This window comes from Collimonas sp. NPDC087041 (assembly GCF_044745265.1).
Classification (GTDB): Bacteria; Pseudomonadota; Gammaproteobacteria; order Burkholderiales; family Burkholderiaceae_D; genus Collimonas.
In genome coordinates this window covers 56808-70490 of record NZ_JBIUZX010000012.1, presented here as the reverse complement: position 1 = coordinate 70490, position 13683 = coordinate 56808, and the positions used below count along the sequence as shown (strand labels likewise).

13 protein-coding genes are annotated in these 13683 nt (G+C 57.0%); 8 read left to right on the top strand and 5 right to left on the bottom strand.

Annotated features, from left to right (window positions below; all coding sequences use genetic code 11):
- Positions 1 to 76: 76 nt before the first annotated feature.
- The gene (locus ACIPF8_RS20000; protein ID WP_400424343.1) at positions 77 to 979 is read right to left on the bottom strand and encodes a LysR family transcriptional regulator; all 903 of its coding nucleotides are present in this window, start codon (positions 977 to 979) and stop codon (positions 77 to 79) included.
- Positions 980 to 1057: 78 nt separating this feature from the next.
- On the opposite strand from ACIPF8_RS20000, the gene ACIPF8_RS19995 reads away from it, so the two are divergent.
- Positions 1058 to 2035 carry an alpha/beta hydrolase gene (locus ACIPF8_RS19995; protein WP_400424341.1) on the top strand — a complete coding sequence of 326 codons (978 nt, stop codon included), beginning with the start codon at positions 1058 to 1060 and terminating at the stop codon, positions 2033 to 2035.
- 147 nt (positions 2036 to 2182) lie between these two features.
- Here ACIPF8_RS19995 and ACIPF8_RS19990 read toward each other — a convergent pair whose 3' ends face one another.
- A complete protein-coding gene (locus tag ACIPF8_RS19990) occupies positions 2183 to 2401 on the bottom strand; it encodes a hypothetical protein (protein ID WP_400424338.1) in 219 nt (72 codons plus the stop codon).
- Between the two features lie 2 nt (positions 2402 to 2403).
- On the opposite strand from ACIPF8_RS19990, the gene ACIPF8_RS19985 reads away from it, so the two are divergent.
- From ACIPF8_RS19985 to ACIPF8_RS19970, 4 genes are all read left to right on the top strand, one after another.
- A complete protein-coding gene (locus ACIPF8_RS19985) occupies positions 2404 to 3774 on the top strand; it encodes an HdeD family acid-resistance protein (protein ID WP_400424336.1) in 1371 nt (456 codons plus the stop codon).
- 57 nt (positions 3775 to 3831) lie between these two features.
- On the top strand, positions 3832 to 4566 hold the full coding sequence (locus ACIPF8_RS19980) for a polysaccharide lyase family 7 protein (protein ID WP_400424333.1): 735 nt from the start codon (positions 3832 to 3834) through the stop codon (positions 4564 to 4566).
- Positions 4567 to 4763: 197 nt separating this feature from the next.
- On the top strand, positions 4764 to 5141 hold the full coding sequence (locus ACIPF8_RS19975; protein ID WP_400424330.1) for a hypothetical protein: 378 nt from the start codon (positions 4764 to 4766) through the stop codon (positions 5139 to 5141).
- A 193-nt stretch (positions 5142 to 5334) separates the two neighbouring features.
- The gene (locus ACIPF8_RS19970) at positions 5335 to 6516 is read left to right on the top strand and encodes a GGDEF domain-containing protein (protein WP_400424327.1); all 1182 of its coding nucleotides are present in this window, start codon (positions 5335 to 5337) and stop codon (positions 6514 to 6516) included.
- 91 nt (positions 6517 to 6607) lie between these two features.
- On the opposite strand, the gene ACIPF8_RS19965 is transcribed toward ACIPF8_RS19970, so the two are convergent.
- Positions 6608 to 8131 carry an MDR family MFS transporter gene (locus tag ACIPF8_RS19965; protein ID WP_400424324.1) on the bottom strand — a complete coding sequence of 508 codons (1524 nt, stop codon included), beginning with the start codon at positions 8129 to 8131 and terminating at the stop codon, positions 6608 to 6610.
- A gap of 82 nt (positions 8132 to 8213) precedes the next feature.
- Here ACIPF8_RS19965 and ACIPF8_RS19960 point away from each other — a divergent pair, with 82 nt between their 5' ends.
- Together ACIPF8_RS19960 and ACIPF8_RS19955 are read left to right on the top strand one after the other, a co-directional pair.
- Complete coding sequence (locus tag ACIPF8_RS19960; protein ID WP_400424321.1) at positions 8214 to 8924, top strand: TetR/AcrR family transcriptional regulator; 711 nt, start codon at positions 8214 to 8216, stop codon at positions 8922 to 8924.
- A gap of 9 nt (positions 8925 to 8933) precedes the next feature.
- Entirely contained in the window at positions 8934 to 9080 is a 147-nt protein-coding gene (locus ACIPF8_RS19955) for a hypothetical protein (protein ID WP_400424318.1), read from the top strand.
- On the opposite strand, the gene ACIPF8_RS19950 is transcribed toward ACIPF8_RS19955, so the two are convergent.
- Positions 9077 to 9406, bottom strand: a complete 330-nt coding sequence (locus tag ACIPF8_RS19950) for a hypothetical protein (RefSeq protein ID WP_400424316.1) — start codon at positions 9404 to 9406, stop codon at positions 9077 to 9079. The genes ACIPF8_RS19955 and ACIPF8_RS19950 overlap by 4 nt on opposite strands.
- Before the next feature lie 159 nt (positions 9407 to 9565).
- On the opposite strand from ACIPF8_RS19950, the gene ACIPF8_RS19945 reads away from it, so the two are divergent.
- Positions 9566 to 13312 (top strand): autotransporter outer membrane beta-barrel domain-containing protein, encoded by a 3747-nt coding sequence (locus tag ACIPF8_RS19945; protein ID WP_400424313.1) that lies wholly within the window; start codon positions 9566 to 9568, stop codon positions 13310 to 13312.
- A gap of 92 nt (positions 13313 to 13404) precedes the next feature.
- On the opposite strand, the gene ACIPF8_RS19940 is transcribed toward ACIPF8_RS19945, so the two are convergent.
- The gene (locus ACIPF8_RS19940) at positions 13405 to 13656 is read right to left on the bottom strand and encodes a hypothetical protein (RefSeq protein ID WP_400424310.1); all 252 of its coding nucleotides are present in this window, start codon (positions 13654 to 13656) and stop codon (positions 13405 to 13407) included.
- Positions 13657 to 13683: the final 27 nt, after the last annotated feature.

Here is a 13683-nt window from a genome sequence, read left to right as displayed (position 1 = left end):
ATAGTGCCAAAAAACAACGCTGCCGACGTGCTGAGCTGCATTTGGAGGGATTTGCGAGTGACGCGCTGCGCGAATGTCAATGTTTTATGGCATTGATGAGTGCCCGCAGGCCCGCTGAAACGTGACGATGACCGGGGTAGTAGAGACAGACGCCGGCAAATGCTGGACACCAATCGACGAGGACACGTTCGAGGGCGCCATTCTGGAGCGAATCGGCAACCAGGAAGTCGGGCACAAACGCGATCCCGATACCATCAATGGCGGCGTCCACCATTAAAATCTGATCGGTCAGGGTGAGCGGTCCTTTGACGTCGATTGTTTCGACGATGCCATGACGCTCGAACTCCCAGCGGTAGATCAAGCCGCTCTCAAAGCGAAAGCAAATGCAATCGTGCCGATATAAATCCTGAGGAACCTGCGGCCGGCCGTGCGCGGCAAGATAGCCAGGGGATGCCACTGCGGCGAAGCTTACGGTTTCCGTCAGGTGTACCGCGACCATGTCTTGCGGGACCGCGTCTGCCAACCGAATGCCGGCGTCGAAGCCTTCGGCGACGATGTCGCTGAGCCTGCCGTCGGTCACGATGTCGAGCCGCACCAGCGGATACTCGCGCAGGAAGCGTGCGAGTATCGGCCGCAGGATCATGCGTATCGCTACATCGCTGGCGTTGATTCGCACGGTTCCGCTGGGCGTATTCCGCAAGTCTTCGACTTCGTGCATTGCGTCCGCGACAGACGCAATTGCATGGCGTAGTTTGGCGGCAAGCCGTTCGCCCGCATCCGTCAGTGCAATGCTGCGGGTAGTCCGATTGAACAGGCGTACGCCAATGCGTTCTTCCAGGTTTCTGATTGAATGGCTGATCGCCGAGGGCGTCACGTCAAATTCGATCGCCGTTGCGCGAAAGCTGCGGTTCCTTGCTGCAGACAGGAACACGGTCATCGCGAAAAGATCGTGACCCTTCAATTGGTGAAATTCATTCATCTGAGTATAAAGTTTGGCGAGATTGTATCAATAATGATCGTCCCATAGAATTTGAGCAAGATCAAAAGGAGAACCATCTTGGCTAAACACGGTAACTACACCCCTGAAAAAGTAAGTTTCCCTTCGCATGGCGAAACTGTTGTTGGTGTCCTGTATCGCCCCAAAGGAGAGGGGCCGTTTCCGACGATTGTCGTGCTCGGACCTTATTCTTTCCAGAAAGAGCAGGCTCCTACCCATTACGCCACCCGGCTTGCGGACGAGGGCTTCGTGACACTCGCTTTTGATCCGCGTACGGTCGGCGAGAGCAGCGGCATGCCGCGCCGCCTGGAAAATCCCAAGATGAAGAATGAGGATGTGGTATCTGCACTCGACTACATGCTGACGCGTCCGGATGTCGATTCGACGCAGGTTTTCTTGCTCGGCATATGCCAGGGCGGTCCGGAGATGCTTGATATTGCCTCTTACGATGACCGGGTGAAAGCAGTGACGGCCGTGACTGGCTATTATCGTGATCGAGAGACAGACCTGTTCATGATTGCGGCAGGGGTTAGCGAAAACCCTTTTGACGCCGCAACGGCGCCCTCAACCGAACAACTGGAAACGCTGTTGGCTGCCCGGCTTGAACGCGCGCGCGATGCCAAGCTGCGCTATGAGGCGACCGGCGAGGTCGTCTACAAACCGATTGTTTCGCCCGATCTCGGTAATCCGAAGACTGGTTCGGATGCCGGCCTTCCCGGACCGCTCGTCTGGAGCTGGTATGGCCCCTGGACCCTCAAAGGCTGGGAGAATCGCTATGCCATCATGAGCGATCTCGATCATTTCTCGTACACCACTGTTCCCGGCGTCTCGACGCTCAAGAAGCCTGCGCTGATTATTCATTCCGACACCTGCATGAACCCGGCCGCGGCAAAACGGCACTACGAGTCGATTCCAACAACAGACAAAAAACTGATCTGGGAGAACGGCACCAATCACTTCCAATATTATGACGAGCCCGATGCAGTAGACCGCGCCGCCGGCCATGCTGCTGACTGGTTCCGTCAACACATGGCGTGATCGCAAAATCTTGCAAGAACTGCAAGCAAGGTAAAACATGGAAGTGTGTGCAAGCACCGCTTGCAAGGGACCATATGAAATCGTACGTGCCGGCCTCTGGAGCGGTGGTCGGCACGCATTTTCGGCAAGCCCGTTACCTCATTTTGTTTAGATGGATGAAATCTCCTGTTGCTCCACTGAGTAATTTTTATGCCAGTCCGAGGCACAGAAATTCTCTGATATGATCAAATCCCTGGTTTTCCTTGGGTAACCATCAGGCGGCGCAAAGTGATTTCGTCCGCTGTTGCGATTACGCTGCGCACTAACCATAATGGCAGCGAGCGAGTCAATCAGCATTGCCGCCGCAGGCAAAAGCAGGAGGAGCATTCATGATCCGGTTGGTGTTGCTGTTATTGGGAGTCGAGTATCTGCGCAAGCGTTGGCGCAGCATCGTCGTCATCGGATTGACATGGCTGGTTGCCGGCCTGGTCGTCTTTATTGATGCTCTCGATAGTGCGTTGTACTTCCCGATCAATTTCTTTGCCTATCTGTTCCTGATCGAAGGTCTGGCAACGCTGGCCGTGGCGTGGACTGGCGTCGGCGGCCAGCGCATCCTGCGCTATGTGAAAGGCAGTGCCGTGGTGCTGGCGGCGATACTCATTTTCGCGGGCCATCACCATGGCAATTTCTTGCTGTCGATGATCTTCGGCACGCTGTTCCTGACCGATGGCCTCATCCAGTGCATCTCTGCCTACATGGTCCGCTATCGTCGCTGGCGCGTAGCGTTCTCCTGGGGAGTCGCCGAGATTTTGCTGGCGATCTTTTTTTATCAACCCTACCCGACACATTACGTGGGAACGCTGCCGTATTGCCTGGGCCTGTTCCTGATGTTCGGCGGCGCCAACATGATTGGGCTGGCAGCCCGCGTGCGTCGCATGAACGGCAATCCAGCCCTGTCGGAATCGGCGCACCCGGCCGTGCAGCCGGATGAAGCGGTGGTTTCTGGGTTCACACAAGTGGAGTGGGAGGGTCCGCCTGCGGACCACGAACAGGCGCTGACTGTGCATATCTGGACGCCTACAGGCTCCGCCAAATCGCCGACCCAGAATTATCCGATTGTCGACCGCTATATCGCAGCGGTCGATGTCAACGGCGTGATCTCCACCGGGCATGCAGCATTGGAATCGCCGGAGGGGATTTACATCAGCCTGTACCCGGGAGTAGAGATCGACCGGTCGCCGGATGATTTCGGGCGTCTGCTGCGCGCCACCCGAGAGAACGATGTGCCCGGGGTGTTCCAGCCGGACTATGCGACAGAATCAAAGGCATGGTGTCCATCAACTGTCCAGGTGCGCATCCGCAATTACGACCCGCGCCGGCTGCAGTCGTTTTGGCTGCGTTATCGGAGCGATGCTACCTATAACCTGACGCATCGCAATTGCTCCAGCACCGTAGCCCAGGCGCTGGAAGCCGCCATCGACGGCGCCGTTGGCCGGCTGTACGGTAATCGCGCCGGCTGGCGGGTGTTCTTCCGCATCCTGGCGACGCCGGAGTTGTGGGTCGCCGCGCAGATTCGGAAGCGCGCGGTGACGATGGCGTGGACGCCCGGGCTGACGCTGGATTATTCCAGGGCACTCAGCATGCTGGCCGATCCGCGTCCGTTCGCCTGGTGGAAGTTGGCGAGGACGGCCTTCAACCGGATGGCGCACTTGCGCCGCGAATGGCGTGCCCAAGACCACGACGCCGTTGATGCGCGTTGAACGGACTGAGGCCAACCTCTTTCAGCATGCTCAATTCAATAGGACAATAGGATCCATATGAATAAAAAGTCGCGGAAATTTGTTGTCCACGCCTTTGCCACCGTTTTGCTCGGTACGGCATTGCTCCCGGCGTTCGCCCAGGAGCAACCAGTACTGGATCCACCCGGAAAACGTTTTGATTTGAGCGGCTATACGTTGCAGCTTCCAATTGCAAAGCGCGACAGCATTGAGGAAATACGGGGGAAGCAACTCAACGAATATGCGTCGCCGTATTTTTTTCTGAACGCAGATAACGGAGCGATGGTTTTCTATTGCACATCTGGCGGCGCAACTACCAGAGGTTCGCATTATCCGAGAACGGAATTACGCGACAACAATGAATGGGAATTCACAGGACAACATGTACTCTCTGCGACACTGGCGGTCGATCAGCAACCGAGCACGGGGAACCTCATCGTCGGACAAATCCACGGTACCCACGGGAATACTGAGGCGCTCAAGATCCGCTGGTCGAAAGGGAATATTGTTGTTGGGGTAAAGCGAAACACGAGCGCAACAGAGGAGAGATTTACGCTACTCAAAGGCATTCCTCTGCACGAGCGCTTCTCTTACATCATCTCTCAATCCGATCATGTCGTTAATGTAACGGTCAACGGCGCCTCAATGTCCTTTGAGTACGACTCCACTTGGAATGGTGAGAAGGTCTACTTCAAGGCAGGAAATTATCTGCAAGATAATGCCTCGCCCGAATCTGCCGGACGCGTTGAGTTCTTCGCATTGAAGCGCACGTAGCCGCCGACGAAAACGGAAATGTTCCCGGCGGGTGCCAGGTGAATAGTAAGGTGAATATTTAGCGCCGCAATTGAAGGGCGGCACGTCCGCTGCATCAAATGGCTATTGCTGCGACCGAGGCAGAAGTTTGATTGCAGTTGCTGCGATGAAATATGTGTGATAATTCATTGTCAAATATGCTATATGGAGAGATAAAAATGCGTAAGTCAATGTCATTTTTAGTGAGTGCCGTTTTAGTTGTTGGCTTAATTGGCGCCTCTCAGGCGGCTAACCTGCGATTTTTGAGTGACACGCCGATCACCTATCTGAAACCGAAAGACAAGACATCGCTCATTGCAGCTGCCGATAGCGTTCTGACGGAAAAAGCGGATGGCGAGACGCAGCAATGGTCCAATAAAAGTCTGGGCAATTCGGTGAGCATTGAGGCTGAGTTGAGTGCGACGGACACCGTCAAGACAGATGCCAATATTTGCCGCAGACTGCATATTGTGCTGCATGCAAAAGGACAGGATCAGACTTTGTCGATGCCGGTTTGCAAAACGCCCGAGGGAAAATGGACAGTGCAAAAGAGATGATTTGCGTTATGTAGCAAAATCGCTCGTCGTTTTTCGGGGCAGCGTGCCCAGAAAATATGAATCCGTTGGAAGCCTCGTGCCTTAATTGGTCCGAGGCTTTTGCAATTTTACATTTGTGCTTCCCCTGCATGCAAGAAAACTGAATACGTCTTACCATACCCCCGCCGATATCCTGCCGCCTGCGCACCCACCCATGCCCACCGACGTTGCCTCCCTGCTGTTTGCACTGACTGTCAGCATGCTGACCATGGCCGTCGCGCTGCCTTCCGTGATGGGGCGGGTAAACATGGCGGCACGGCGGGCGCAGTTGGGCATCTTTTTGCAGGCGGCGGGTTGGGTGCTGCTGCTGATCTCCGGGTTGGTCGAAGCCGGTTCGTGGACCGACCGCACCTTGTCTACTTTATCGATGGCCGGCATCGCCGGTGGTCTGGCGCTGAACGCCACCGCGTTCGATTTGTGGTGCGGCCGGACGGCGCTGGCGCGGGCGCCAACGATCATTGCCGTGGTGCTGACGCTTGGTTATGGCATCGGGTTTTCCAGTTATGCGTTTCGGGTAGGTTGGGCCAACGGTTTGCTGGCGCTGCAGATGGCCATGGTGGCGGCGACGCTCTGGCGCGAACCGCTGCTGCCTGTCGGCCGATGGCGCTGGCTGCTGGTGGTCGCCTTGATGGCGCAAATGGTGGTGACTGCCTGGCGCGGTGTGCTCGGGGCATTTTTTACCGATCAGTTCCCGGCTTTCCTCACGCCGCATCCGGTGAATATTGCGTTCGCGCTGGTTGCCAATGCGACCGCGGTATTGTCGCTGACCGGCATCCTGCTGGCGCACCGCGACGAAGCGGCGCGCGCCCTGGATCGCCTGGCGACGTACGATGATCTGACCGGTGTGCTCAACCGGCGCGCGTGGCTGGTGCAGTCCAACATCGAACTGGAAAACAGCGTCCGTTATGACACGCCGCTCGCTGTGCTGATGCTGGATATCGATTACTTCAAACGAGTCAATGACAGTCGGGGCCATGAGGCCGGTGACCGTGCGCTCAAATTTCTCGCCAGGGCGCTGCAGGCGGCAGTACGCTCGGGTGATATCGTTGGCCGGTACGGCGGCGAGGAGTTCTGCGTGCTTCTGAAGCAGGCGGATCACGCCGCGGCAAAGGCATTTGATCAGCGTATGCGTGCCTATCTTGCCGAAGCGACGTTGCGTGAACTTGGCCATGAGATGACCTACAGTGCCGGCATTGCCATCCGCACCTCCGCCGACGATACGCTCGAAGCGATGCTGCGGCGTGCCGATGTGATGCTATACAGCGCCAAGGCGCAGGGGCGATCGCGTACGCTTGATGCGCAGGGAAAGCCGTTATTGCAGGAAGAAACGGCCTGAGATTTTCTCTGGCCGCAATACAGTGCGTAGTGTAGTTACCGTCTTGCCGAAGAGGCACGTAGTCCGCATTCTTGAAGTCCAAGCATGCAATTCATTTTTTTCGTAGCGGCACATCCTCAAACAGCCATGCCAGCACGAACGCCAGGGCGATCAGGCAACCCGCGACGATATACACCGAACTCAGTGCGCCGCCAAATGCTTGCAGATAATCGTCACGCAGCGCTGCCGGTAAATGATGCACGGTTGAAGGGCCGAATGTTTGCGGTAGTTCCGTACCTGGCGGAATGAGTGCGGCAAGCCGGGTGTGCAATCCCTGCGTGAACAGTGCGCCGAAGGCTGCAACGCCGATTGAGCCGCCAATCGAACGGAACATCATCGCACCGGATGTCGCCACGCCCATGTGCTTGAACTCCACACTGTTTTGCACCGCCAGCACAAGTACTTGCATGACCATGCCGAGCCCGGCGCCGAGCAGCGCCATGTACAGGTACATCACGTGAAGCGGTGTTGCGTTATCTACGGAGGCCAGCAGGAACATGCCGATGCAGGCCAGGAATGTGCCGATAATCGGGAAGTGGCGGTACTTGCCGATCTTGCTGATGATCTGGCCGCCGATGATCGATGTGACGAGCAAGCCGCCCATTAACGGCAGCAATTGCATGCCGGCTTCCGACGGCGTCGAATACTTGACGACCTGAAGGTAGAGCGGGAGGAAGGTTACCGATCCGAATAGCGACATGCCGACGATGAATCCGATCAGGCTGCTCAGCACGAAGGTGCGCTGGCGGAACAGTTCGAGCGGGATGATCGGTTCGACTGCGATGCGTTCTTCATAAATGAAGCCGCCTATCGAGACGATGCCCAGCGCCAGCGTGAACCATAGCTGCGGCGATGACCATGGCATGATCGTGCCGCCTTGGCTGGTAAACAGGATGATGCAGGTGAGCGCCGATGCCAGGAATGCCGCGCCCATGTAGTCGATCTGATGTTTCACACGCACGATGCGCGGTTTGAACGCGGTGCCGATGACCAGCAGTGCGACGATGCCGAGCGGGACGTTGATGTAGAAGATCCAGCGCCAGGACAGGTGCTCAACGATAAAGCCGCCGATCAGCGGGCCGACCACCGTCGCCAGTCCGAATACACCGCCAAACATGCCTTGGTAGCGGCCGCGCTCGGCGGGTGGAATGATGTCGCCGATGGCCGCCATCGTCACCACCATCAGGCCACCGCCGCCCAATCCCTGCAGCGCGCGCAATATCACGAGCTGCGTCATGTTCTGCGCCACGCCGCACAGGACGGAGCCGATCAGGAACAACACGATCGATGCCTGCAAGACGATCTTGCGGCCGAACAGGTCGCCGAATTTGCCATAGAGCGGCACGACGATGGTCGACGCCAGCAGATAGGCGGTGACAACCCACGACAGGCTTTCAAGGCCACCCAGGTCGCTGACAATCGTCGGCAATGCGGTCGACACGATGGTCTGGTCGAGCGCTGCCAGCAGCATCACCAGCAGCAATGCCGAAAAAATGAGGCGGATCGGCGGGCGGTTTTGCGCTTGTTCGCTTATCGCACCGGCGCCTTCAATTTGCACGGAAATATCGGTACTCATGATGTGGAAACCTGATTGTATTTAATTAAATGATCGTTTAATATATTTGAAATCCCTTGGGTAGTCAAATAATCGAATCGACATGGCGACGAAAAAAACCACTGTGCCTGCAAAGGTTGAGAAGAATGCAACGGTAGCGGCGGCAACCGCAAGGCGGCCGGGAAGGCCTGCGGGCAGTGCGCGCGGGCCTGAACAGCGCAACCGCCTGCTCGATACGGCGCTGGTGCTGTTTGCGCGGCAAGGTATCCTCGATACGACGCTGGTCTCCATTGCGCGCGAAGCCAAGGTGACGCCGGCGATGGTGAATTACTACTTCACCAGTCGTGACCAGTTGATCGACGTGCTGATTGAAGAGCGTTTCTTGCCAGTGAAAGCGGCATTAAGCGGCGTATTCCAGGAGTATCCGGACGATCCCGTGGCCGCCATCACAGAACTGGCGCGACGCTTCATGGATGTCGCGACAAGGTATCCGTGGTTTGCGCCGCTATGGCTGCGCGGAGTGATCACGCATGACGACCAGATCAGGCAGCGGATGGGCGAACGTGTCGGCGATGAAGATCGGAAGGCGGCGTTACGATGCATCAAACGCTGGCAGCGCGAAGGGATGCTCAATGCCGATCTGGAGCCGCCGCTGGTATTCTTGTCGCTGCTCGGGCTGACGATCCTGCCGCTTGCAACAAGCATGACGCGCCAACTCGGCACCGAGCGCAACCCGATTGATGCTGAGGCAATTGCACGGCATGCGATTGCCCTGCTGGTGCACGGGGTGGGACCGCAGAAGCCGATGAAATAATCGGAAGGCATGGCTGCGCTTAATCCGGAAAACCATCAGGTGTATCTGGTGAGCGGGAAATTCGGCGCGGCGCCGACGCCAACTGCGGCGAATCCTCATCCACGTCCGGCGCTTTTGCCTGATACCTTCAATGTCCTGGTCGCCGCGCCAAATTAAACAGAACTCATGAAAGCACCTGCGGCCGCCCAAAACTTGATTCGAAGGCGACCTATCAATTTGCGCTGAACAATGCAGACGGCCAAAAGCGTGACGGCATCAATGCTACGGTCGGTTTGCGCTTCTCCTGGTAAAGTCCAACGCTGATCCAGTGATATGCCCGGCACCACGATTGTGGTGCCGGGCTTTTTTTGATCTTGTTCTCTCGCTAGCCATTCGGCTGCAGGTACTGGAATCCTGATGAATACCGGCGCAACGCTGGTGACCAAGGGGTTTTCAGATAACTCCCGCATTTCTCTTGCTTTATGAAAATAAAGTACAAACATTAAACTTTCAAAAACATATAATAATGGAAGGTAACAATAGATAACTTTAGTCTGTAGGGCTTTCCAACGGGAGTGCTGAGAGAGATGATGAAATCTACCGCCCCTCAACCTAAAACACGTTTGGTGTCTGCCTTACATGCGGCTTGGGACATCCGTCCGATGACGCTCACCGCTTTGTGCATGATGGTCGCGCCTATGGCGTATGCGCAACAAACCATCAATTTGACGAGCGCCAATCCGACTTATGACATCGGCAATGCAATTTATCCGATTACCGGCCTCACCGTGGCTGACAATGTCAGCGGCGTCATTACCGGTGCGGGCGGCACACTCCAATATGCAGGAGGCAGCCCCTTTGTTCTTGGCAGCATAACGAATAACACCGCGCAGAACCTGGATATGTCTGGCTTGTCGAATTTCACGTTCAATAATCCGACGCAGTCGTTCTCGGTTGGTGGCCGCTATGCCGGCAGCAACAATGGCAGTACCAACACCAGCGCCATATTGACGCTGGCCGCGGACAGCGTCATCACTACGTCTTCATTCAATGTCGCTGCCACCGCCAGTGGCGCAGCCAATGCTGTGCGCAATATTGGCACCGTCAATCTGGGTGCGAACACGAGGATCAATGCCGATACCATCAATGTCGGGACGGGCGCCAAGACCAGCGGCACGATCACCCTTGCGGCAGGTGGAACACTGGTTTTGCGTGGCACCGATGGCAGCAGTCCGGTTGCAAACTGGACCATCGGCGCGGGCGGCAATAGTTCTCTCGCATCTACGTTAGGGAATGTCAATCTCGGCGCCGGCTCGGTCGACGCAGTAGTTACCAACCTGTTGATTGGCCAATCCGGTCCCGGTGGCAGCGCGGGGACGCAGGGTACGTTAACGCTTGGAAGCGGAACGCTGGCTGCGACGTCAATCGTTACGGGGCAGAGCGGCACGGGCAGTAGTGCTGGTGTTACTGGATCGCTGACCGTCAACAGCGGCGGCACAATCACGGCACAAACCATGATGCTTGGCGACCGCTCCGCTGGCATTAACGGCTCGGCCACTGGTACATTAAACGTCAATGGCGGTACCGCCAGCGTACAAACCATCACGCTCGGTAATGGCACATCAGGCACCGGGTCTGTCAGTATCAACAGCGGCGGTACTCTGCAAGCGGGGACAATTCGCAGCGGTAACACCGGCACGATCAACTGGAACAACGGCAGCATCGCCAACCTGGCCGATGGCGCCAATATGGACGTTTCGGGCGCTAACATCGTCCTGGCCACCACCGGCACGCACACGTTCCAGGTCAATGGCGTCAATGCGCTCGCTTCGGTAAGTTCCATCATCAGCGGCAACGGCGGGACCCTGCTGAAGGCGGGCAGCGGCACGCTCGCATTGAGTGGCACTAACACCTATAGCGGCGACACCACGATCAATGGCGGCCTGATCAATTTCCAATCCTTGGCCAACTTCGGCACCGGCAACCTCAACCTCAACGGCGGCGGCCTGCAGTGGGGCACTGGTGTCACCACTGACGTATCGGCGCGCCTCAATGCACTGGGTAGCAATGGCGCTGTATTCGATACCAACGGCAACAATGTGACCCTGGCCGGCAATCTCACGGGTTCCGGTGGCGTCATCAAGGATGGCGCCGGCGTGCTGACGCTAACCGGGATGAATGCATTCACCGGTGTGTCGCAGATCAATAGCGGCACCCTGCAACTGGGGAATGGCGGCAGCACCGGCACTATTCTCGGCGACATCGTCAATAACGCCGCACTGGTCGTCAATCAGACGGGCATCAGGACATTGCCAGGCACGATCTCCGGAACCGGTTCGCTGACGCAGGCTGGCAGCGGCGTCACCGTGCTTGCCAGCGACAACACCTATACCGGCGGCACCACGATCAGTGCCGGCGTTTTGCAATTGGGGAATGGCGGGACGACGGGCAGCATCGTTGGCGACGTTAGCAACAACGGCGCCTTGGTGATCAATCGATCGGACACGTCCGTGCTGCCGGGCGTGATCTCCGGCTCCGGGGCGCTGACACAAGCCGGCAGCGGTACAACCGTGCTGACGGCCAACAACACTTATACCGGCGCGACTACCGTTGCGGCTGGCACTTTGCAGCTTGGTAACGGCGGCACGACAGGTAGCGTGGCCGGCAACATCATCAATGACGGCACGTTGATATTCAACCGCGCAGATACGGTGAGCGTTGCCAATCAGATTAGTGGGCCAGGTGAACTCATCCAGGCCGGGCCGGGTTTGCTCAATCTGGAGGGCGCGCAAACCTATACAGGACCGACCTTGGTTAATGGCGGCACCCTTGCGGTCAATGGTTCCATTACATCCGACACTACAGTTGCGGCGGCGGGCACGCTGGCCGGTTTCGGCTCCATCGTCGGCAACGTTATCAACCAAGGGACGCTGCGGCCGGGTAGCGGAATCAGTGGCAGTACCAATTACGGCGCGTTGACTGTTCAAGGCAATTACACGGGCATGAATGGCAGGCTCATGCTCAACACTTATCTGGGCGCGGACGGCTCACCATCCGATCGACTCATCATCGATGGTGGCGCCGCAACGGGCAGCACCGCAGTATTGATTCACAATACGAATCCCGGTGCGCCTGTCACCTCGACTGGCGATGGCATTGAAGTGATTGCCGCCGTCAATGGCGGCACAACCACCGCGGATGCGTTCAAGCTGGCGGCAGAGGTGCGTAGCGGCTTCACTGACTATCATTTGTTCCGCGGCGGCGTTGCCGGAAATTTTCCTGATAACTGGTTCCTGCGTAATGTCTTCACTACCGATCCATTGGATCCGGAGGAGCCGATTGATCCGACCCTGCCGCCAACGCCACCGGATGAAATTCTGCCGCCGGGCACGTATCCGATTATCGGTCCGGAGATCGCCACTTACGGCGTAGTGCAGCCGATTGCACGACAACTCGGACTGCTCGCACTTGGTACCTTGCATGATCGGAGCGGAGCGGATGCAAACGCAGGTTTGGCTCCGACACCGAATGTGCCCGGCCAAAGCATGTCGTCGATCGGCTGGGGGCGTGTCTACAACAATTACGCCAATAATCGCTACCAGGCCTACGCCAGTCCGAGCGTCAAAGGCAATATGGCTGGTTTCCAGGTCGGCGCCGATCTGTGGCGTGGCGCCGGTAACGCAGGGCGGCAGGATAGTGCCGGCGTCTATGCCGCGTTCAGCAATGCGAACATGAATGTCGATGGCTTGGTCACCAATGCCGACGCCACCGGCTATGTGCGCGAACGCACCGGCACGCTGAACCTCAATGCCTGGTCGGGCGGCGCATACTGGACGCACTACGGCGCCGACGGCTGGTATCTCGATGCGGTATTGCAAGCGACGCATTACAGCGGTTCAGCTTCCACACAGAATGCCAATCTGAGTACCAACGGACTCGGCTTGCTGGGCTCGCTGGAAACCGGCTATGGATTCTCGCTGCCGCAATTCGGCCCGGGTTTCAACATCGAACCGCAAGCGCAACTGGTGTGGCAGCGGGTGCGTTTCGATGAACAAAACGATGGCTTGGGAAATGTGGCATTAGGGACGACCAACGGCCTCAGCGGTCGTCTCGGCCTGCGGGCCAAGTGGGAAATCGAGAGCGCCAGCGGCCAACTCTGGGAGCCTAGCGTGGTGACCAACCTGTGGAAGGACTGGGGCAGCAATGCCAATACCGTTTATTCGGGTGCTGAGACTGCGCCGTTGCTGGCCAACAGCAGCCGTTTAGAGCTAGGCGGCGGCTTGGCGACCAAAATCGCCAAAAACTTTAGTTTCTATTCCAACGCTACCTATCAATTTGCGTTGAACAGTGCAGACGGCCAAAAGCGCGATGGCATCAACGCGACGGTTGGTTTGCGTTTTGCCTGGTAAATTCCGGCGCCGATTTTTGCGCCGGGTTTGCATTACTGCAAATCCCAACTGCGTATCAATAGTAATGGTGCAGAACGTACTCCTGGTACACCTCATCGACGACCCAGGCGACGATGATTGAGAACGGAATCAACAGCACAAGTATCAGACCGATTTCCATAAAACAAATCACCTTTCGATGATTCCTCATTCAACGAATCCACGTTCAGACTAATCAATCCTGAGGGGATTACAAGCACGCGCTCATATCCTTTTTTCATAACGGATATGCGCTTTTTCTGTCCTAATTTTTTAATTGCAACAGCAAAGGTGTTCGCGGTGCCGGGCAGTAATTCCTGATCCAATCTTTTTTCCTTCATTACGGCAGTTGG